The sequence below is a fragment of the Pseudomonas sp. MWU318 genome (assembly GCF_016756945.1).
Classification (GTDB): domain Bacteria; phylum Pseudomonadota; class Gammaproteobacteria; order Pseudomonadales; family Pseudomonadaceae; genus Aquipseudomonas; species Aquipseudomonas putida_A.
The window spans coordinates 138286-158441 of the sequence record NZ_JAESJL010000010.1 but is presented as its reverse complement, the minus strand read 5'-3'; the positions used below and the strand labels follow the sequence as shown (position 1 = coordinate 158441).

Here is a 20156-nt window from a genome sequence, read left to right as displayed (position 1 = left end):
TCTTGCTTTTTAAGATCAAGAGCAAAGATCGCAGCCTTCGGCAGCTCCTACGAGGAATGATGTGGAACAGAGCACGCATAAAAAAACGCCGCTCATCTCACGATGTGCGGCGTTTTTTCATTGCGTTGCAGCGTTAGGCTTGAACGACCGGAATCTTGGCGTTCGCAGCAGCTTCACGGAACTCGGCGATCTGGTCGAAGGACAGGTAGCGGTAGACATCGGCCGCCATGCTGTCGATCTTGCCAGCGTATTCCATGTACTCCTCGACGGTCGGCAGGCGACCCAGGATCGAAGCCACGGACGCCAGCTCGGCCGAAGCCAGGTAGACGTTCGCGCCGTCGCCCAGACGGTTCGGGAAGTTACGGGTCGAAGTCGAGACCACGGTGCTGTTCGGCTCAACGCGTGCCTGGTTACCCATGCACAGCGAGCAGCCTGGCATTTCCATGCGTGCGCCAGCCTTGCCGTAGATGCCGTAGTAGCCTTCTTCGGTCAGTTGGTGAGCGTCCATCTTGGTCGGCGGCGACAGCCACAGACGGGTTGGCAGCTGACCTTTGACCTGATCCAGCAGTTTACCGGCAGCACGGAAGTGACCGATGTTGGTCATGCACGAACCGATGAACACTTCGTCAATCTTCTCGCCAGCCACGCTGGACAGCAGACGGGCGTCGTCCGGATCGTTCGGCGCGCACAGAACAGGCTCGTTGATGTCGGCCAGATCGATTTCGATGACTTCGGCGTATTCGGCGTCGGCATCGGCTTCCATCAGCTCAGGGTTGGCAATCCAGGCTTCCATCGCTTGCGCGCGACGTTCCAGGGTGCGTGCATCGCCGTAGCCTTCGCCGATCATCCAGCGCAGCAGGGTGATGTTGGACTGCAGGTACTCGGTGATCGACTCTTTCGACAGCTTGATGGTGCAACCGGCAGCCGAACGTTCGGCCGAGGCGTCGGACAGTTCGAACGCCTGTTCCAGGGTCAGACCTTCCAGGCCTTCGATCTCCAGGATGCGGCCGGAGAAGGCGTTTTTCTTGCCTTTCTTCTCGACGGTCAGCAGACCGTTCTGGATGGCGAAGTAAGGAATGGCATGAACCAGGTCACGCAGGGTGATGCCAGGTTTCATTTTGCCTTTGAAACGCACCAGGATCGATTCCGGCATGTCCAGCGGCATGACGCCGGTGGCAGCGGCGAACGCGACCAGACCGGAACCGGCCGGGAACGAAATGCCCATCGGGAAACGGGTGTGCGAGTCACCACCGGTACCTACGGTGTCCGGCAGCAGCATGCGGTTCAGCCACGAGTGGATGATGCCGTCGCCAGGACGCAGGGAAACGCCGCCGCGGGTCATGATGAAGTCAGGCAGGGTGTGGTGGGTGGTCACGTCGATCGGCTTCGGATACGCCGCGGTGTGGCAGAAGGACTGCATCACCAGGTCAGCGGAGAAGCCCAGGCACGCCAGGTCTTTCAGTTCGTCACGAGTCATTGGACCGGTGGTGTCCTGAGAACCCACGGTGGTCATTTTCGGTTCGCAGTAGGTGCCAGGACGAACGCCTTTGCCTTCTGCCAGACCGCACGCCTTGCCGACCATTTTCTGCGCCAGGGTGAAGCCCTTGGTGCTTTCGGCCGGTGCTTCAGGCTTCTTGAACAGATCGAACGCAGGCAGACCCAGTTCGGCGCGAGCCTTCTCGGTCAGGCCACGGCCGATGATCAGCGGAATACGACCGCCGGCACGGACTTCGTCCAGCAGCACAGGGGTCTTCATTTCGAAGGTGGTGATGACTTCGTCGGTACCGTGCTTGCAGACCTTGCCTGCGTGCGGGTACAGGTCGATCACGTCGCCCATGTTCATGTTCGACACGTCGAACTCGATTGGCAGTGCGCCGGCATCTTCCATGGTGTTGTAGAAGATCGGAGCGATTTTGCTGCCGAAGCAGAAACCGCCAGCGCGCTTGTTCGGCACGTAAGGGATGTCGTCGCCGAAGAACCACAGCACCGAGTTGGTTGCCGATTTACGCGAGGAACCGGTACCGACCACGTCACCGACGTAGGCGATCGGGAAGCCTTGACCGCGCATCTCTTCGATCTGCTTCATCGGGCCGGTCTTGCCTTGCTCGTCCGGAACGATGCCGTCACGGGCCATTTTCAGCATGGCCAGGGCGTGCAGCGGGATGTCAGGACGCGACCAGGCGTCTGGTGCAGGGGACAGGTCGTCGGTGTTGGTTTCGCCGGTGACCTTGAACACGCGCAGGCTGATCTTGTCGGCCAGTACCGGGCGCTTCTTGAACCACTCGCCGTCAGCCCAGGATTGCAGCACGGCCTTGGCGTGAACGTTGCCGTTCTTGGCTTTTTCAGCCACGTCGTGGAAGGCATCGAACATCAGCAGGGTGTGCTTGAGTTCTTCGGCAGCCACTGGCGCCAGCTCGGCGTTGTCCAGCAGTTCAACCAGAGTCACGATGTTGTAGCCGCCCTGCATGGTGCCGAGCAGTTCTACAGCGCGCTTCTTGTCCAGCAGAGGGGAGGTGACTTCGCCTTTGGCCAGGGCCGACAGGAAACCGGCTTTGACGTAAGCGGCTTCGTCCACTCCTGGTGGTACGCGATTGGTGATCAGGTCAACGAGGAAAGCTTCTTCGCCAGCCGGAGGATTCTTCAGCAGCTCGACCAGGCCTGCAGTTTGTTCGGCGTTAAGCGGCTGGGGAACGATACCCAGGGCTGCACGCTCTTCGATATGTTTGCGGTAGGCTTCAAGCACAGTTATTACCCTCATCAGTGGTCCCAAATGGGTGTCCGGGACGCTCATCCCGAAATTGCCGTACTCATGCACCGCACGACGTTGTGGGTCGTTTGGCCAGAATTACCGGCAATTCCTTACAGAAGCTGCTTTCAAAGTTTTACGCCTGCAGAACGGGGAGCTGATGAGGGTTGGCGTTGGGCTTTTCCCCGCTGGAAAAACCCTTCGCCAACACCGCTCTGAAGGAACGACTGTGCTCGTGACGCTTTGAAAACAGCTTCTAACGGACATTGGCGCCTTAAAAGGCTGGCTGATTCTACGGCAAAAAAAATTTAAAGGTAAGTCGCGCTCTATTGGACTTTGGTGGCGTTGTGCGCAGGTGAGTCAAACCGCGAGCCAGCGCTTGCCCCTGACGTTTGAGGGGTGATCAATGCCCGACAAAGGGCTAACATGCCGGCCTGTTCCGCGTTTCAGTGTTTTGCCAATTTATGCCCAATCAGACCATCAAGACCCCCTGCGTCGGCCTCTGCTCCACTGTTTACGGAGATCTGGTGTGCCGTGGCTGCAAGCGTTTCCACCACGAAGTGATCCACTGGAATGGTTACGGCGAGGAGGAAAAGCGTGCGGTGTGGTTGCGTCTGGAGCAATTGCTGTCACAAGTGATGGCGAGCAAGGTCGAGATCTTCGATTCGGCGCGCCTGCGCCAACAGCTGGAACAGCGCAAGATCCGCTTCGTGCCGCATCAGTCGGAATATTGCTGGGCCTATCAGCTGATTGCGCGCGGGGCGCGGGTGATCATTAATCTGGAAGCCTACGGGATGGTGTTGCTGCCGGAGTTCCGCGACTGGAACCTGCCGGAGTTGCGCGATGCCATTGATCGGGAATTTTTCCTGCTGTCGGAAGCGCATTATCAGCGCTATATCGCACCGGGCTTCCTCAAGGACGCCTTCGGCGCCTGAAGATCAAAAGATCGCAGCCTGCGGTAGCTCCTACAGGTGGAACGCATTCCCTTGTAGGAGTTGCCGAAGGCTGCGATCTTTTGCTTTTAGTGCTTCACCGCCAACTCCACCAGATGATCCTCAACTTCCTGCGGCTTGAGCACCAGCACGTCGCTTTCCAGCGCATCCAGCACCACTTCGGCGGTATTGCCGATCAGTGCGCCCGACAACCCGGTGCGCGCCACGGTGCCGATCACGGTCACTGCCGCTTGCAGTTTGTGCGCCATGAACGGGATCAGCACATCCGCCGGGCCTTCCTCGATGTGCAGGTGTTCGTCATCCACATCGAACTCGGCCTGAAATGCCTTGCACTGCTCGCGGTACCTCGCTTCGATGGTTTCCTTGAGTTGAAAGGTCGGATCCGCTGCCGAGAGCATCGGCGACGGATGCGCGCTGATCACATGCAGATGCGCTTTGGCGAGGCTGGCAATGTCGTAGCCGTGATCAATGATCGTGGTGTGCAAATGCCGGTGTTCGCCATCGGCATTGCCCACGTCCACAGCCGCAAGAATCACTCGGTCTTTCCAGGAAGTGGATGTTTTTACCAATAGCACCGGGGTCGGGCAGTGGCGCAGCAGTTTCCAGTCCGCCGGCGTCAGCAAAGCCTTTTTCAGCGCACTGTCGGGATAGTGCTGCTTGACCACCAGCCCGCAGCCTTCGGCCTGCTGCACATCGATGATGGTTTCATGCAGGCTCTCGTTCCACGCCTGTTCGGTGGTCGCGCTGTAGCCATCCGCCAGCAGCGCGGCTTTGAGCACGCCGAGCATGCCGGCGTGGTCGTGCTTGCGGTCGCACACCAGCAGGTGCAGATGCGCCTGGGTCACGCCGGCGATCAACTTGGCGCGCTTGAGCGCCAGGCTTTCCGAATGTTCGGGTTCGATGACCACCAGAATGCTGCGAATGGCTTGCATGAGCGGAGTCTCCAACAAAGAAAATGCACGGCGTTGCACAACTATAGTTGCTGCTCATGCGCCTGCGACTTGATGCATATCAACGCCTGCGACTGGTGGTCTGCGGGCAGGCCGGTATAATCGGCGGCCTTTGCTCGTACACCTTTTACCGTGAGCCCCATGATCCTTCCCGAAATCCACGAATTCCTTGGCTGCCGCACGCCCGACGCCTGGGTTCAGGCGGCACTGGCCGATCAGGAAACCCTGCTGATCGACCACAAGAACTGCGAGTTCAAGGCCGCCAGCACCGCGCTGAGCCTGATTGCCAAGTACCATTCCCACGTCGACCTGATCAACATGATGTCGCGTCTGGCCCGGGAAGAACTGGTGCACCACGAACAAGTCATGCGCCTCATGAAACGCCGCAAGATCGAGCTGCGCCAGCTGCACGCCGGGCGTTACGCCTCGAGTCTGCGCAAAGTGGTGCGCAGCCACGAGCCGGTGAAACTGGTGGATACCCTGGTGGTTGGCGCATTCATCGAAGCGCGCAGTTGCGAGCGTTTCGAAGCGCTGGTGCCACATCTGGACGAAGAACTCGGCAAGTTCTATTTCGGCCTGCTGAAAAGCGAGGCGCGGCACTTTCAGGGTTATCTGAAACTGGCTTACCAGTACGGCGATGCGAAGGACATCGCTCAGGTGATCGACAAGGTGCGTGCTGCGGAGCAGGAACTGATCGAGTCGCCGGATGAAGAGTTCCGCTTTCACAGTGGTGTGCCTGTCGCCGCATAACCCTGGCCGAAAAAACAATGTCAAAAGATCGCAGCCTTCGGCAGCTCCTACAGAAAACGCATTCCAAATGTAGGAGCTGCCGAAGGCTGCGATCTTTTGCGTGTGATTGTTAAAAACTCTTAAGAGTATGAAACATCACCGATAACGGGCCTCTGCCTGCGAATCCCGCCATAATGTCGACCACTTCACACATGGGTTGGCAGACGGTCGTTATGGATAACCTGGGTTTTGGCAAACTCCTGCTGGTCGAGGACGATGAGCGTCTGGCCACGTTGATTGCGCATTTTCTCGAGCAGCATGGCTACGAGGTGCGCGCGGTGCATCGCGGCGATCTGGCGGTGGCCGCGTTTCTCCAGTTCCAGCCCAAAGTGGTGGTGCTCGACCTGATGTTGCCGGGGCAGAGCGGCCTGCACGTGTGCCGGGAGATTCGCAGTGTGTCGGACACGCCGATTGTCATCCTTACCGCCAAGGAAGACGACCTCGACCATATTCTCGGCCTGGAATCCGGCGCCGACGACTACGTGATCAAACCGATCAAACCGCCGGTTTTGCTCGCGCGGCTACGCGCCTTGCAGCGGCGGCAGATGCCGGAAGCCGGCGTGGTCAGTGCGCTGGAGTTCGGGCGCTTGAGCATCGATCGCAGCTGTCGCGAAGTGCGTCTGGCCGGTGAGATCATCGAAATGACCACCATGGAATTCGAGCTGCTGTGGTTGCTGGCCAGCGCCGCCGGCAAGACCCTGTCCCGCGATGACATCCTCAATCGCATGCGGGGTATCGCTTTTGACGGGCTCAACCGCAGCGTCGACGTGTACATCAGCAAGTTGCGCAACAAACTCAAGGACAACCCACGCGAACCGGTGTGCATCAAGACCGTGTGGGGCAAGGGGTATCTGTTCAATCCGTTCGCGTGGGAGCTGTAGATGCTGCGGTTATTCCTCGGGCTGTTTCTGGTGATGACGGTGGGCCTGGTCCTGGCCCTGCAAACTGTCGAGCGTACGTTCGATGCCTTGCTCGACTATCAGATGCAGGACTACAACCGCGAGGCGGTGCGTGGTCAGGCCTGGACGCTGGGGGAGTTGCTGCGCAACCTCGACGGCCCGGCCCGTGAAAAACAATTGCAGGCCCTGCGCCCGCACTATGGCCTGGGGTTGACCTTGGTCGACGCCGATCAACTGGCGCTCAGCGACGAGGAAAAAGCCGAGCTTGCTCAAGGCTTGCTGGTGATCCGCGACAAATACACCCAGTACATTTCTTCCATCGACGGCGGCTCGCAACTGCTCAGCATTCGCTTGCCCGCCGAACCCAGCCTGATGCCGTTCTACATTGCCGGTGCCTACTTGATGATCGCCGTGCTGATCGGCTGCGTGCTGTTTTTCTGGGTGCGCCCGCACTGGCGCGATCTGGAAAAACTGCGTCTGGCCGCCGAGCGCTTTGGCGACAACGACCTGTCGGTGCGCATTCAACTGTCCAAGCGCTCGAACATTCGCGATCTGGCTGAACACTTCAACCTGATGGCGGCACGGATCGAAAGCCTGATCGCCAATCAGCGCGAGCTGACCAACGCGGTGTCCCACGAGCTGCGCACACCGATTGCGCGATTGTCGTTCGAACTCGACCAGCTCAAGCAACAGCCGGACGCCAGCCAGAACCGCGAACTGATCGCCGACATGTACGCCGACCTTGGCGAGCTGGAAGAAATGGTCTCCGAGCTGCTGACCTACGCCAGCCTCGAACGCGGCGCGACGGTGATCAAGTGCGAAAACATTCAAGCGGCCAACTGGCTCGACAGCGTGGTCGGCAGCGTGGCGCTGGAGGCGGAAGCGGCGGGGGTGCAGTTGCTGATTGGTGATTGCCTGCTCGACACCGTACGCATCGAGCCGCGCTTCATGGCGCGCGCAGTGATCAATCTGCTGCGCAACGCCATTCGTTATGCCGAGCAGCGTGTCGAGGTGACGCTGGTGCGCAGCGGCGATTACTACGAAGTGCGGGTCAACGACGACGGCCCGGGGGTTCCGGTGGAAGGTCGGGAGAAGATCTTCGAACCGTTCTCGCGGCTGGATGCCAGTCGCGACCGTCGTACCGGCGGTTTCGGCCTGGGTCTGGCGCTGGTGCGTCGGGTGTCGCAGTCCCATGGCGGGCAGGTCGAGGTCGGGGAATCAGTGTGGGGTGGGGCGTCGTTCCGGATGACCTGGGCGCATCTGGACTGATTTGTGCTGTCAGTTCCGGCCCTATCGCTGGCAAGCCAGCTCCCACAGGTTATTGGGCGTACACAAAAACTGTGGGAGCTGGCTTGCCAGCGATAGGGCCATCAATCACATCACAAGACTGTACTTATTTGACCAACCCCAACCGCTCATGCCACTGCGCAATCGACTCCTCGGGATACACCGCAAACTGCTTGTCCTTGGGTTTCGCATCCACCTCGACCCAGGGCGCCTTCGACGCCAGCATCAAATGCGTTTGCTGCGGCGGCACCGGCAGTGGCGTATCGATGGCCGAGGCGAACGGGTGGATCAACTCCGGCCATTCCGGGCTGAACAGCCATAAACCGCTGCCGCACTGTGAGCAGAAATGCCGCTCGGCCGTGCTGCGATGGGCACGTTTTTCACCTGCTTCCTTCATCTTCGCGTGGTAGATGCTGATGTGCTTGCGCCCCTGAACCTTGAGGCTGGCCGCATCGCCACCGAGATTGATCGCATAGCCGCCACCGCCCTGAGTCTTGCGGCAGATCGAGCAGTAGCAGCGTTGATAAGGGTAGGGATGGACGCTGGTCAGGCTGAAAGTGACGGCGCCGCAATGGCAGGAGCCTTCTAGGTGCATGGGGGGGCCTCCAGTGGCTGAAGTGGTGCGGTTGAGCCTAGAAGAAAATGCATGATCGTGTCCTGTAGGAGCTGCCGAAGGCTGCGATCTTGGCTTAAAGATCAAAAGATCGCAGCCTTCGGCAGCTCCTACAGGGATCGGTTGCGCGCCGCGAAACCTGTAGGAGTGAGCCTGCTCGCGATGAACGATGACGCGGTCGCACTGGACGCCCACCGCCAGCCCGGTCAGCATGTCCCAAAAAAAAGGCACCCCAACCCATGCGAAGACTCCCCTCACTGGCGGCCCTGCGAACCTTCGAATGCGCCGCCCGCCACGCGCATTTCGGCCGGGCCGCCGCCGAGTTGTGCGTCACCGACAGCGCGGTCAGCCACCAGATCCGTCAGCTCGAAGAACAGCTCGGCGTCTCGCTGTTCATACGCGAAGGCCGGCAGATCCGCCCGACCATCGCCGCCGGACGTCTGATGCAGAGCCTGCAACAGGCCTTCGAACTGATCGGTGAAGCCTGCGATGAACTGCGCGATCCTTCCTCGCTGGCGGTCTTGCGTCTGGCGGTCACCGCCGAGCTGGCGCAAAAGTGGCTGATGAACCGTCTCACCGATTTCTACGCACGCTATCCGCACATCACTCTGCATCTTTACGAACAGCCGATCGACGCCAGCGCGCCGGGCGAAGATATCGATCTGGCGATCACCTACGGCACCGGCCCGGTGGACAGCAGCGCCTATTTCGTGCGGCCGTTGCCGGCGCTGCAATTTTTCCCGGTGTGCAGCCCGGGGCTGTTCAACCAGGGCACCCTGAAAACCCCGAAAGACCTGGCGCGCCACTGCCTGCTGCACGACGATCAGGACGGCAAGACCTGGACCGCCTGGCTCACCAGTCATGCCGGCGATCTGCGTCCGCAGCGCCAGTTGTATTTCGCCCACGCCGGTCTGGCGCTGGAAGCGGCGGCACAGGGGCAGGGTGTGGCGATGGGCGACAACCTCACCGCGCAGGAGGACTTGCTCAGCGGGCGGCTGGTGCGGCCATTCACCTCGAGCATGACCGCGCTCGGCCAATACGCGCTGGTCTGCGAGCGGCTGCGCCTGGAGCGTCCTGCCGTGGCGCAGATGCTCGAATGGTTCAACGATCAACTGGCCGATTGATGAGTTGAATTCAACTGTTCCGCAATAATCATCGTTGGCGGGCCAGCCGTCCGCGACCGTAGCCTGTGGTCATTCCCAACCCAAGACGAGGTTTGACCATGGCACGTTTGCTCGACTCCACCCCCAAACACGACGGCTTCCGTCTGCCCGGCGAATTCGAAGCCAAGTCCGGCTGCTGGCTCGGCTGGCCGGAGCGCACCGACGTGTGGCGCAACGGCGCGAAACCGGCGCAGAAAGTCTGGGTGCAGATCGTCACCGCCATCTCCCACAGCGAACCGGTCACCGTCTGCGCCTCCGCCGCGCAATTCGCCACCGCCCGCCGCCAGTTGCCGCCGCAAGTGCGTGTGGTCGAGATGACCTGCAACGACACCTGGTTCCGCGACAGCGGCCCGTGCTTTGTGGTCAACGACCAGAGCGGCGAAGTGCGTGGCGTCGACTTCGAATTCAACGCCTATGGCGGCCTCGACGGCGGGCTGTACTACCCGTGGGACAAGGACGATCAGATCGCCAGCAAGATCCTCGAAATCGAACGCTTCGACCGTTACCGCGCACCGCTGATAGCCGAACTCGGCGGCATCCAGAGTGACGGCCAGGGCAGCATCCTCACCACCGAACAGTGCCTGCTCAACCGCAATCGCAACCAGCATCTGGGCAAGGATGAAGTTACCCGGCGCCTGACCGATTACCTCGGCGCCGAACAGGTGATCTGGCTGCCACGCGGCTGCAAGTTTGACGAGACCGATGGCCATGTCGATGACCTCGCGTGCTTCGTGCGCCCCGGCGAAGTGGTGCTGCAATGGACCGACAACCGCGACGACCCGCAATGGGAGATATATCAAGAGACCTACGACATCCTGCGCAGCACCCGCGACAGCCGTGGCCGCGAGTTGATCGTGCACAAACTGCCGCAACCGGACGTGCTGGAGTGGACCGCCGAGGAAGCCGAAGGACTCGATCAGCAGGACAGCACTCACACCCGTCAGGCCGGCACCCAAATCTGCGCGTCGTACATCAACTACTACGCCGGCAACAGCTCGATCGTGGTGCCGCTGTTCGGCGATCGCAACGATCAGGTGGCGCTGGCGACGCTGGCCGAACTGTTCCCGCAGCACAAGATCGTCGGCATCGAAAACTCCCGGGAAATTCTCCTCGGTGGTGGCAACGTCGCGTGCATCACCATGCCGCAATACGCCGGCACGTCTAATCGCAAGGGGGTGTGATGATGGGCCTGCACAAACTGACTCAAGCGTTATTGCTGGTGCTTGCACCCCTGTGTGTGCAGGCCGCCGACACCGCCAGACCGGTGGTTAATCTGTATATCTGGGGCGAGTACCTGGCCCCGGATACGCTGAAGAATTTCGAGGCGCAGACCGGTATTCATGTGGTCGCCGATCACTTCGATTCGCTGGAAACCGTGGAGACCAAACTGCTCACCGGGCGCAGCGGTTATGACCTGGTACTGACCGCCGGGCAACACCTTTCGCGAGCCATCGAGAGCGGTGCGATCCAGCCGCTGGACAAGGCGCGGGTGCCGCATTTTGCCGGAGTCGGTGACGAGTTCCGCCAGCACATGGCGGTGTTCGATCCCGGCAACCGTTATGCCGGTATTTATGCCTGGGGCACCACCGGTGTGGGTTATCAGGAGCAGGCAATCAAGCAGCGTCTGTCGAACGCGCCGACCGACAGCTGGGCGATGCTGTTCGACCCGGCGGTGGTCTCGAAATTTGCCGATTGCGGAGTGAGTCTGCTCAACGATCCGAACGAGGTGTTCGCGGCGGTCATGAAGTACATGGGGCTGGACATCAACCGCCAGAACCTCGATGACCTGAAACTCGCCGAACAGCAACTGGCGAAGATCCGCCCGTACATTCGCTACTTCGACAACGATCTGAATATCAGCGATCTGGCCAACGGCAACACCTGCGTGGCGATGTCGTGGAACGGCAACGTGGCGATTGCAGCCGGGCAGGCGCAAGCGGCGAACAAGCCGTTCCAGCTCAGTTACCGCATCCCCAAAGAGGGCACGTTGATCTGGTTCGACGCCATGGTCATTCCCAAGGATGCGCCGCATCCACAGGCGGGGTTGGCGTTGATGGATTATTTGATGACGCCTGAGGTGATCGCGCCGATCACCGACACCATCCACTACGCCAATGCGATCACGGCGGCGGATGGTCTGGTGGATGCATCGATCCGTAATGATCCGGGGACGTATCCGTCAGCGGCAGTGCGGGCTTCGCTTTACAGCAAGAATGACAATGGCAAGGCGTTCAATCGGGCTTTGATTCGGGCGTTCAGCAAGTTGAAGTCAGGTCTCTGATTTGAGGTTGAATCGACTGGCGCCTTCGCGAGCAGGCTCGCTCCCACCTTTGAAACGCATTCCCCTGTAGGAGCTGCCGAAGGCTGCGATCTTTTGACTTTGATCTTTTGAAAAGCAAGATCAAAAGATCGCAGCCTGCGGCAGCTCCTACAGGGGTTTTGGTACGCGCCACAGGTACCAAGCCGCCACCGTCCGATACGGACTCCACGCCAGGCCGGTCTCGATCATCTGCCTGCGCGTCGGCTGCACTTCCAGCCCCTTCAACCGCCGATAGCCCTCGCGCACGCCAAAATCATCCGCCGGCAGAATATCCATGCGCTCCAGGCTGTAGATCAACAGCATCTCCACGGTCCAGCGGCCAACTCCGCGCAGGCTGACCAGACGTTCGATCAGCGCCTCATCGTCCATCGCCAGCGCGGCGGGATAATCCGGTACCACGCCGTCCAGTGTTGCCTGGGCGATGCCCTGAATGGTCGCAATCTTGCCCGCCGAAAAACCGCAGCCGCGCAGTTGATCGAAGTCGGTCGCGAGAATCTGTTCCGGCCGGGGAAACGTCTGCCCCGGAAACAGCGCCACCAGACGCCCGACAATTGCATCCCCAGCCTTGGCGTGCAGTTGCTGATAGGCAATCGCCCGCACCAGCGACTGATACGGATCACGCGCCGGGTGCGGTTGATGCAGGCACGGGCCGACGGCTGCAATGTGGCGCTGCCAGCCCTCGTCGAGCGCGGCCAGAAACTCGCTGGCCGCCTGATAACGATCCGGCATGCTATTTCAGCAGTCCGTTGACTTCGCCGTAGGTCAGCGCCTTCAGGTCGTGGGTGTCGAGCTTGCCGCTGACGAGGAAGCTTTTTACCAGCGAACCCATCGCGCCGTAGAGGAACTCGGCGATTCCCGACCCGGCGCTCAGGCGCCGCACGCCCAAAGCTTGCAGCTCGGACGGCGAGGGCAGGCAGGCAAAGCCGAGCACGTTCACCGGCAGTGACGTGCCCTTGCAGATTGCCTCGATTTCATAAGCGGCGGTCACGCCAGCGGCAAACAAGCCATCGGCCCCGGCGGCCTGGTACAACGCTGAACGGTGCAGGGTTTCGGCGACGCGATCCTCGGCCGGGACCAGACCCTTGAGGTAGACGTCAGTGCGCGCGTTGATGAACAGCTTCACCTCGCGCTTGCGGGCGACTTCTCGCGCCACTTCGATCTTGCGCGCCAACAGTTCCGGGGCGCCGCTGCCGTCCTCGATATTGATCCCGACCGCACCGGCGGCAAGCACCGCGTCGACCACTTCGGCCACACGGCCAAGGTCATCGGAATAACCCGCCTCGATGTCCATGCTCAGCGGCACCTGGATCACCCGCGCGATGGATTCCACGGTTGAAATCAGCCGTTCGAGGGGCAGGGTGTTGCCGTCTGGATAGCCATGCGCCCAAGCGACTGCCGCGCTGCTGGTGGCGACCGCTTTACCGCCCGCATGCTCGACCAGCCGCGCACCGGTGGCGTCGGCGACGTTGGTCAGGATCAGCAGACCTTCCTGGTGTAACTGGTGGAACCGAGTGTCGAGTGCGTTCATCGAGATCCCTTCTTGTGAGTGGTGCAAAGCGTCAGAAAGCCAGTGGTTGCGTGAGCTGCACCGCAGCGTTTTCCAGCCTCAGCAGAAACGCCTTGCGCGGCTGTCCACCACCATAGCCGGTCAGCGAGCCGTCCGCACCGATCACCCGATGGCACGGCACCACGATCGACAGCCGATTGTGTCCATTGGCCAAGCCTACCGCGCGACTGGCGCCGGGTTTGCCCAGGCGTGAGGCGATGGCGCCGTAGGTGCTGGTCTGGCCATAAGGGATTTGCAGCAGTTGCTCCCAGACTTGCTGGTCGAACGCGCTGCCGGGCAGGTGCAGCGGCACGCTGAACAGAGTGCGGGTTCCGGCAAAATATTCGTTGAGTTGCTCTTCGATCTGCCGCAAATGCGCGTTGTGTCCCGGTGCGACCACGTAGCCATGACGGGTTTGCAGCTCTTCGACTTCGCGGGTCAGCGCCGGGCGATCGAGAAACTCCAGCAAAACCAGTCCGCGACGTTCCGCCATGGCGATCATCGGCCCCAGCGGCGTGGTCAGGCGGGTGAACAGCAGCGGTTCACTGTTGGCCGCGCGGCCCGGGGTAATGTGGAACGACTTCTGGAACGCATCGCGAAAACCGCTGAGCGATTCGTAGCCGGAATCGAACGCTGCATGATCAATCGAGGTACCTTGGCGAATGCCGCCCAGTGCCATGCCGAGCCGGCGGGTACGCAGCCACGCATGGAAGGTCATGCCGAAATGCTGCTTGAACCAGCGCCGCAGCTTCAGCGGTTCGATGCCTTCGGCCAGCAGTTGCGCATCGCTCCAGCGCACTTCCGGGTCGGCATCGACGGCGGTGAGCAGGCGCTGCACCCAGTCGGGGGCGATGGCTGCGGCGTCCAGCGGTTTGCAGCGCAGGCAGGCGCGGTAACCGGCGCTCAAGCACTCATCGGCGTGGGCGAAGAATTCGACGTTTTCCGGTTTCGGCTTGCGCGCCGTGCAGCTGGGGCGGCAGAAGATCCCGGTGGTTTTCACGGCCGTGAAGAACACCCCTTCGTAGGCGGTGTCGCGTTCGAGCATGGCGCGAACCATCTCGGCGTGGGGCGGCAGCAGTGCGTTTTGTATGTTCATGGCCTGAGCTTAAATCCAGGTTTTCGATGGCTCCACCGAAAAATCGACAGTGAATTTCCAGAACCTCTGAACTACCGTGTAGGAGCTGCCGAAGGCTGCGATCTTTTGATCTTGTTTCTTAAAATCAAAAGCAAAAGATCGCAGCCTTCGGCAGCTCCTACAGAGTGGGTGAGGTGTCGAGTTTATGCATCCGTTTTCGATTCAACATATTGATCACATCGTCCTGCGCGTCGCCGATCTGCAACGCAGTATCGAGTTCTACCGCCAGGTGTTCGGCGCCGAGGTGGTCAGGCACAACGAACCATTGGGTCTGGTGCACCTGCGCGCCGGCACCTCGATGATCGACCTCGTCGACTTGCAAGGCGAACTTGGCAAAAAGGGTGGCGGGGCGGCCGGTACCGAGCGGCGCAACGTCGATCACTTCTGCCTGCGCATCGAGCCGTTCGATGAGCCGGCGCTGATCGAACACTTGCAGTCCTGCGGCCTGAGCGTCGAAAAAGCCGCCCGACGCTTCGGTGCCGAGGGCTACGGCCTGTCGTTGTATTGCTTCGACCCGGACAGCAATCAGGTCGAACTCAAAGGGCCGTCCGAAACTTAAGCCCGTTTCGCCAGCAACAACACCGAAGCCGCCGCCGACAACAGCCCCGCGCAGCAACGGTTGAAGATCCGTTTGCCGCGCGGCTCGGCGAACCAGCGGCGCATGTGCAGACCCATCCACGCATAGGCGCCGATGGCGATCCATTCCAGCAGCAGGAACAGCGCGCCGAGCACGGCGAATTGCGCCGGCACCGGGCGGCTGGGGTCAACGAATTGCGGCAGAAACGCGGTGAACAGGAGGATCGCTTTCGGATTGCCTGCCGCCACCAGAAACTCCTGACGCGCCAGCCGCCAGAACCCCACCGACGCTCCGGCGACCTGCTGCTCGGCCTCGGGGTTGGCGCGCCACAGTTGCCAGGCCAGGTACAGCAAGTACGCCGCGCCAATGATCTTGATCGCATGGAACAGCCATTCCGAGGTCTGCAGCACCACCGACAATCCCGCGCCGGCGAGGGCGATCATTGCGGCGAATGCAACGATTCGCCCGATACCGGCGGCGCAGGCCCGACGATAGCCGTAGCGGGTGGCATTGCTCACCGACAGCAGGTTGTTCGGGCCGGGGGCCATGTTCAGGGCGAAACAGGCCGGGAGAAACAGCGAGAGCGTGGCGAGATCCATGGGCTTGGGCTCCAGAAGCGATGACGCTTTTTTATCACAGGCTGCGGGCGCCTTGACCAGTACAGTCACGTGGTGCTGTCGCGGTACAGCATCGGCAGCCCTTTAATCGAGTCGAACTTTTCTGATTCTTCAGAGCTCTGAAAGGTCAGAAGGCGCTGGTTTCGTCAGAAAAATCTGTGCGCCAAGTCAGAAAAAGGCGTTTGCAGTGTAATATCCGTCCAAAGCTGCAAACACCCTGCCGGCCCCGAAGCGGCCCCACCAAGAGCGATCTACATGCAAGCAAAGGCCCGTGAAGTTTATGTGCCACCGGTGCTGCAAGATCTGCGAGCCGGCACTGCCGAACTGCACATCGCACTGGAAAAACGTCTTCCTTTTTTCTCCGATACCCTCGATTCCAACGCTTTTGTACGGTTGATGCAGGCCTACTACGGCTTTTATCGACCGCTGGAAAGTGCACTGCTCGACAGTGGCGTGATCCCGGTCGATTTCGATCTTGCGCCACGTCTCAAGGCGCCGACCCTGTTCAATGATCTGAGGGCCCAGGGTCTGTCGGTCGAGGCTATCGCCCGTTTGCCGCTGTGTCAGGCGCTGCCCGTGATCGAGTCCAGCGCTGCCTGTCTGGGAGTGACGTACGTGCTGGAAGGGGCAACCCTCGGCGGGCAGATCCTGCGCCGCGAAATCGCCTCGAGGTTGAGCCTGAACGCCGACAATGGCGCGGCATTCCTCGACATTTATGGCGCCGCCACCGGCCGCCGCTGGCGCGCTTTCATTGAATACCTGGGCAGTCGATCGCTGGATGCGAGCGAACGTGAAGCCGTGGTTGCGGCGGCCCGAATCACATTCAGTTGTTTCGAGCGCTGGCTCGAAAGCCGGGAGGTACTGGCATGAACCCGCAAGACCAAGAAGCCTTTGAAGAACTGCTGGCCAACTGTGCCGACGAACCGATCCGCTTTCCCGGAGCAATCCAGCCCCACGGCCTGTTGCTGACCCTGAGCGAGCCGGCGCTGGAAATCATTCAGATCAGCGCCAACGTCGAGACCCTGCTGGCACGCCCGGCGCAAGAACTGATCGGCCAGCCGCTGCACGAATTGCTGGGTGAGACGCATGCGGCGGCCGTGCGCGAGGCGTTGCAACAACCGGTATTTGCCGATGCCGGACCGCTGCATTTCCGGCTCAACGGCACCGCGTTCGAAGGTCTGCTGCATCGCCATCAAGGCGTGTTGATCCTGGAACTGGAAATCCACGTCGAAAATTTCCAGCCGCGTAACGTCGCCGGCAACCAGACCCATCTGGGGCGCATGCTCCAGCGACTGCAAGCCGCTACCTCGCTGCAGGCGCTGTATGACATCAGCGTCAAGGAAATCCAGGCGATGACCGGTTACGACCGGGTGCTGATCTACCGCTTCGAGGAGGAGGGCCACGGTCAGGTGATCGCCGAGGCGTCCGATCCGTCGATGGAAGTGTTCAACGGCCTGTTCTTCCCGGCCTCGGACATTCCCGAGCAGGCGCGCGAACTGTACCGCACCAACTGGCTGCGGATCATCCCGAATGCCGATTACCAGCCGGTGCCGCTGGTGCCCAAGTTGCGCCCGGACACCCAGACCCCGCTGGACCTGAGTTTCGCCACCCTGCGCAGCGTCTCGCCGATTCATTGCCAGTACATGAAGAACATGGGCGTGCTGTCGTCGATGAGCATCTCGCTGCTCAAGGGCGACAAGCTCTGGGGCCTGATCAGCTGCGGCAACCGCCAGCCGCTGCACGTGCCGCATGAACTGCGCAGCGCGTGCCAGACCATCGGTCAGGTGCTCTCGCTGCAGATCAGCGCGATGGAAGCGCTGGAAATCAGCCGCCAGCGCGAGGAGAAAGTCGAGGCGTTGGCGCTGCTCAATCAGGCCATGATCGACTCGCCGGAAAACGTTTTCGACGGTCTGGCGCAGCAGCCGCAAGTGCTGATGGCGCTGGCCGGGGCCGGGGGCATTGCGATCATCGAAGACAAGCAATTGCACCGTTATGGCAACTGCCCGGAGCCGGAAGACATTCGCGCCTTGCACAAGTGGTTGCAGGAAACCGGTGAGCAGGTGTTCGCCAGCCATCATCTGGCGAGCGTCTATCCGCCAGCCGCGCAGTTTCAGCAAGTGGCCAGCGGCGTGCTTGCCATGAGCCTGCCCAAGCCGGTGGACAACGGGGTGATGTGGTTCCGTCCCGAGGTCAAGGAAAATATCAACTGGAGCGGCGACCCGCGCAAACCGCTGGATCTGGAAAATTCCGACGCCGGCCTGCGTCTGCGTCCGCGTACTTCGTTCGAAATCTGGAAAGTCGAGATGGCCGGGATCTCCACCAAATGGAGTCACGGTGATCTGTTTGCGGCCAATGACCTGCGCCGTTCGGCACTGGAAAACGACCTGGCGCGACAGGTACGCCGTGAGCAGGAGGCGGTGCGCGCCCGTGATGAACTGGTGGCGGTGGTGTCCCACGACTTGCGCAACCCGATGACCGTGATTTCGATGCTCTGCGGCATGATGCAGAAGACTTTCAGTTCCGACGGCCCGCACACCTCGCGGCGCATCTCCACCGCGATCGACACCATGCAGCAGGCGGCCGGGCGGATGAACACACTGCTCGAAGACTTGCTCGACACCTCGAAGATCGACGCCGGGCGCTACACCATCGCCCCGCAGACCCTGGATGTCGGGCAGATGTTCGAGGAGACCCAGTCGCTGCTCGGGCCACTGGCGCTGGACAAGGACATCAGCATCTCGTTCCAGGCCGATCCCGACCTGAAAATCCACGCCGATCCGGAGCGCCTGTTTCAGGTGCTGTCGAACCTGATCGGCAACGCGATCAAGTTCACCCCGCGCAAAGGTTCGGTGGGCGTGTTGGCCAAGTCTGACGGCAAAGAGATCGTGTTTACCGTGCGCGATACCGGCGAAGGCATTCCCAAGGAAAACCTGGCGCGGGTGTTTGACCGCTACTGGACGGTGAAGGAGGGCAACCCGACTGGAACCGGACTGGGTTTGTATATCACGCAGGGCATTGTTGAAGCCCATGGCGGACGGATCGAGGCCAGCAGTGAGCCGGGTGAGGGCACGGAGTTTCGGTTTACCGTGCCGGTTTCTGGAGGCGAGTGAATGGTTGCCCCAGGTAATTTTGTTCAATACGCAGTGCAAAGCCCTGGCTACTGTTGACACCTCGTTTTCCAGTCTGAAGCAGGTGTGCAATGAGTCTGATTGTGTCGATGGCGGCGTTTGCGCTGGTGGCGTCCATAACCCCGGGGCCGGTGAATATTGTCGCGCTGAGTTCCGGTGCGCAGTTCGGCTTCCGGGCCAGTCAGCGGCACGTGGCGGGAGCGACGCTGGGGTTTGTGCTGTTGCTGGTGCTGATGGGCCTGGGATTGCATGAAGTCCTGAAACTGTGGCCATTCCTGACCCGAGTTGTGCAACTGGCCGGGGTGGCGTTTCTGCTGTTCATGGCCTGGAAACTGGCGGCCGATGATGGCCAGTTGCATGCCGGCGAGGCGGGTCGAGCACCGTCGATGTTGTACGGCGCGGTGATGCAATGGCTGAATCCGAAGGCCTGGCTGGCGTGTGTGGCAGGGATGGGCGCGTTTGTCGCCGATGGCGAGGCGCGGCTGGTCTGGCAGTTCGCGGCGGTGTATCTGGTGATCTGTTATCTGTCGGTCGGTTGCTGGGTGTACGCCGGAACGTTTTTGCGCGGGTATCTGGGCAATCCGGCGGGGATGCGCCTGTTCAATCGGTTGATGGCTTTGTTGCTGGCGGCGAGCGCGGTTTATCTGTTGTTGCCGTAAGTCGTGCGTCATTCACGCTGGCGTTCGCGCCCTTGCAGCATGGCGACCCATTCTGCGGCGAATCGATGGCAATCGCCGGGCCAGCGCGCCGTGAGCAGATTGCCGTCGCGTACCACGAACCCTGTTTGCGGCGCTTTTGCGCTATCACGTCTGGCAATGAGCGGGCCGCGTACAAAGTCGGATTTGCGCGAAAGCGCAGCCGTCACCTCTGCCTCGACGGTCTGCGGGTAGGTGCGGTAGTAGCGCCCCAGCCACGGTGCGGTCAGCAGCCAGGCCGGCAACTCCATGGTGGCTGCCAGCAGCGCTGTGACCTTGCGTCCGAACAGCAGCGAACGCCCAGTGTCGGGGTCGAGGGTGCGCGCCAGCAACAACACGCCATGACACACTGCCGCCACTGGTTTCTGTGCCTTGAAAAACTGCAGGGCGATCTGCCGGGCCTGCCCGGACTCCAGCAGGCTGCGCATGCCTTTGGCGTGGCCGCCGGGAATCAGCAGACCTTCGAACTGAGACGGATCGACATCGGCATACGCCAGCGGCTGCTGAAATTCCGCGCTTTCGATCATCTGCGCGTAGCTGTCAAGGTCCGCCTTGCGGGTCATCAGCATGGCGTTCAACGGGCCGAAACCAACACTCACCAACCGTGGGTCGGCATAGGCCGGCAGGCCTTGTGGCGTGGCAAAACGCGCTTCGATGTCTGCGTTGCGCAACGCCTGCCACGGCACGCTGCTTTCGGTCGGATCGTAATCGGCGTTTGGCAGAAGAATCAGAATCATC

The 20156-nt window shown here is 61.0% G+C and carries 19 protein-coding genes; 11 read left to right on the top strand and 8 right to left on the bottom strand.

The genetic code is table 11. The features are described from left to right. Nucleotides 1-133: 133 nt before the first annotated feature. The gene (gene acnB, locus JN524_RS22410; RefSeq protein WP_027613175.1) at nucleotides 134-2743 is read right to left on the bottom strand and encodes a bifunctional aconitate hydratase 2/2-methylisocitrate dehydratase; all 2610 of its coding nucleotides are present in this window, start codon (nucleotides 2741-2743) and stop codon (nucleotides 134-136) included. Nucleotides 2744-3210: 467 nt separating this feature from the next. Here acnB and JN524_RS22405 point away from each other — a divergent pair, with 467 nt between their 5' ends. After that, a complete protein-coding gene (locus tag JN524_RS22405; protein WP_041067373.1) occupies nucleotides 3211-3681 on the top strand; it encodes a DUF1289 domain-containing protein in 471 nt (156 codons plus the stop codon). An 86-nt stretch (nucleotides 3682-3767) separates the two neighbouring features. On the opposite strand, the gene JN524_RS22400 is transcribed toward JN524_RS22405, so the two are convergent. Further along, nucleotides 3768-4631 (bottom strand): universal stress protein, encoded by an 864-nt coding sequence (locus JN524_RS22400; RefSeq protein WP_202370742.1) that lies wholly within the window; start codon nucleotides 4629-4631, stop codon nucleotides 3768-3770. Nucleotides 4632-4790: 159 nt separating this feature from the next. Here JN524_RS22400 and JN524_RS22395 point away from each other — a divergent pair, with 159 nt between their 5' ends. From JN524_RS22395 to JN524_RS22385, 3 genes are all read left to right on the top strand, one after another. After that, nucleotides 4791-5399: a tRNA-(ms[2]io[6]A)-hydroxylase gene (locus JN524_RS22395; RefSeq protein WP_202370741.1), complete on the top strand. Its 609-nt coding sequence runs from the start codon at nucleotides 4791-4793 to the stop codon at nucleotides 5397-5399. A 212-nt stretch (nucleotides 5400-5611) separates the two neighbouring features. After that, nucleotides 5612-6319: a response regulator gene (locus JN524_RS22390; RefSeq protein WP_202370815.1), complete on the top strand. Its 708-nt coding sequence runs from the start codon at nucleotides 5612-5614 to the stop codon at nucleotides 6317-6319. Then, nucleotides 6320-7606, top strand: a complete 1287-nt coding sequence (locus tag JN524_RS22385) for an ATP-binding protein (protein WP_202370740.1) — start codon at nucleotides 6320-6322, stop codon at nucleotides 7604-7606. Between the two features lie 124 nt (nucleotides 7607-7730). Here the strand turns inward: JN524_RS22385 and JN524_RS22380 are convergent, their stop codons facing one another. Then, a complete protein-coding gene (locus tag JN524_RS22380; RefSeq protein WP_202370739.1) occupies nucleotides 7731-8219 on the bottom strand; it encodes a GFA family protein in 489 nt (162 codons plus the stop codon). A gap of 257 nt (nucleotides 8220-8476) precedes the next feature. On the opposite strand from JN524_RS22380, the gene JN524_RS22375 reads away from it, so the two are divergent. The 3 genes from JN524_RS22375 (at nucleotide 8477) to JN524_RS22365 (ending at nucleotide 11681) form a co-directional block, all read left to right on the top strand. Further along, the gene (locus JN524_RS22375) at nucleotides 8477-9361 is read left to right on the top strand and encodes a LysR substrate-binding domain-containing protein (protein WP_135295512.1); all 885 of its coding nucleotides are present in this window, start codon (nucleotides 8477-8479) and stop codon (nucleotides 9359-9361) included. Between the two features lie 98 nt (nucleotides 9362-9459). Beyond that, a complete protein-coding gene (aguA, locus tag JN524_RS22370; RefSeq protein ID WP_202370738.1) occupies nucleotides 9460-10581 on the top strand; it encodes an agmatine deiminase in 1122 nt (373 codons plus the stop codon). A 2-nt stretch (nucleotides 10582-10583) separates the two neighbouring features. Continuing rightward, complete coding sequence (locus tag JN524_RS22365; protein WP_202370737.1) at nucleotides 10584-11681, top strand: extracellular solute-binding protein; 1098 nt, start codon at nucleotides 10584-10586, stop codon at nucleotides 11679-11681. Nucleotides 11682-11828: 147 nt separating this feature from the next. Here the strand turns inward: JN524_RS22365 and JN524_RS22360 are convergent, their stop codons facing one another. Genes JN524_RS22360 through JN524_RS22350 form a run of 3 tightly spaced genes read right to left on the bottom strand, consistent with a single transcriptional unit; the run spans nucleotide 11829 to nucleotide 14362 of the window. Further along, the gene (locus JN524_RS22360; protein WP_202370736.1) at nucleotides 11829-12449 is read right to left on the bottom strand and encodes a DNA-3-methyladenine glycosylase family protein; all 621 of its coding nucleotides are present in this window, start codon (nucleotides 12447-12449) and stop codon (nucleotides 11829-11831) included. 1 nt (nucleotide 12450) lies between these two features. Then, entirely contained in the window at nucleotides 12451-13248 is a 798-nt protein-coding gene (locus JN524_RS22355; RefSeq protein ID WP_202370735.1) for an isocitrate lyase/PEP mutase family protein, read from the bottom strand. 31 nt (nucleotides 13249-13279) lie between these two features. Beyond that, entirely contained in the window at nucleotides 13280-14362 is a 1083-nt protein-coding gene (locus tag JN524_RS22350; RefSeq protein WP_202370734.1) for a bifunctional transcriptional activator/DNA repair enzyme AdaA, read from the bottom strand. Nucleotides 14363-14546: 184 nt separating this feature from the next. Between JN524_RS22350 and JN524_RS22345 the strand changes: the two genes are divergently transcribed. Next, entirely contained in the window at nucleotides 14547-14960 is a 414-nt protein-coding gene (locus tag JN524_RS22345) for a VOC family protein (protein WP_202370733.1), read from the top strand. On the opposite strand, the gene JN524_RS22340 is transcribed toward JN524_RS22345, so the two are convergent. Continuing rightward, entirely contained in the window at nucleotides 14957-15577 is a 621-nt protein-coding gene (locus tag JN524_RS22340; RefSeq protein ID WP_097087945.1) for a LysE family translocator, read from the bottom strand. The two genes, JN524_RS22345 and JN524_RS22340, sit on opposite strands and share 4 nt — an antisense overlap. Nucleotides 15578-15850: 273 nt before the next feature. Here JN524_RS22340 and JN524_RS22335 point away from each other — a divergent pair, with 273 nt between their 5' ends. From JN524_RS22335 to JN524_RS22325, 3 genes are all read left to right on the top strand, one after another. After that, on the top strand, nucleotides 15851-16465 hold the full coding sequence (locus JN524_RS22335) for a biliverdin-producing heme oxygenase (RefSeq protein WP_202370732.1): 615 nt from the start codon (nucleotides 15851-15853) through the stop codon (nucleotides 16463-16465). Beyond that, nucleotides 16462-18705 carry an ATP-binding protein gene (locus JN524_RS22330; protein WP_202370731.1) on the top strand — a complete coding sequence of 748 codons (2244 nt, stop codon included), beginning with the start codon at nucleotides 16462-16464 and terminating at the stop codon, nucleotides 18703-18705. The genes JN524_RS22335 and JN524_RS22330 overlap by 4 nt, the downstream gene beginning before the upstream one ends. 89 nt (nucleotides 18706-18794) lie before the next feature. Further along, nucleotides 18795-19382: a LysE family translocator gene (locus tag JN524_RS22325; RefSeq protein ID WP_202370730.1), complete on the top strand. Its 588-nt coding sequence runs from the start codon at nucleotides 18795-18797 to the stop codon at nucleotides 19380-19382. Between the two features lie 8 nt (nucleotides 19383-19390). Here the strand turns inward: JN524_RS22325 and JN524_RS22320 are convergent, their stop codons facing one another. After that, complete coding sequence (locus tag JN524_RS22320) at nucleotides 19391-20155, bottom strand: type 1 glutamine amidotransferase domain-containing protein (protein ID WP_202370729.1); 765 nt, start codon at nucleotides 20153-20155, stop codon at nucleotides 19391-19393. Nucleotide 20156 lies beyond the last annotated feature (1 nt).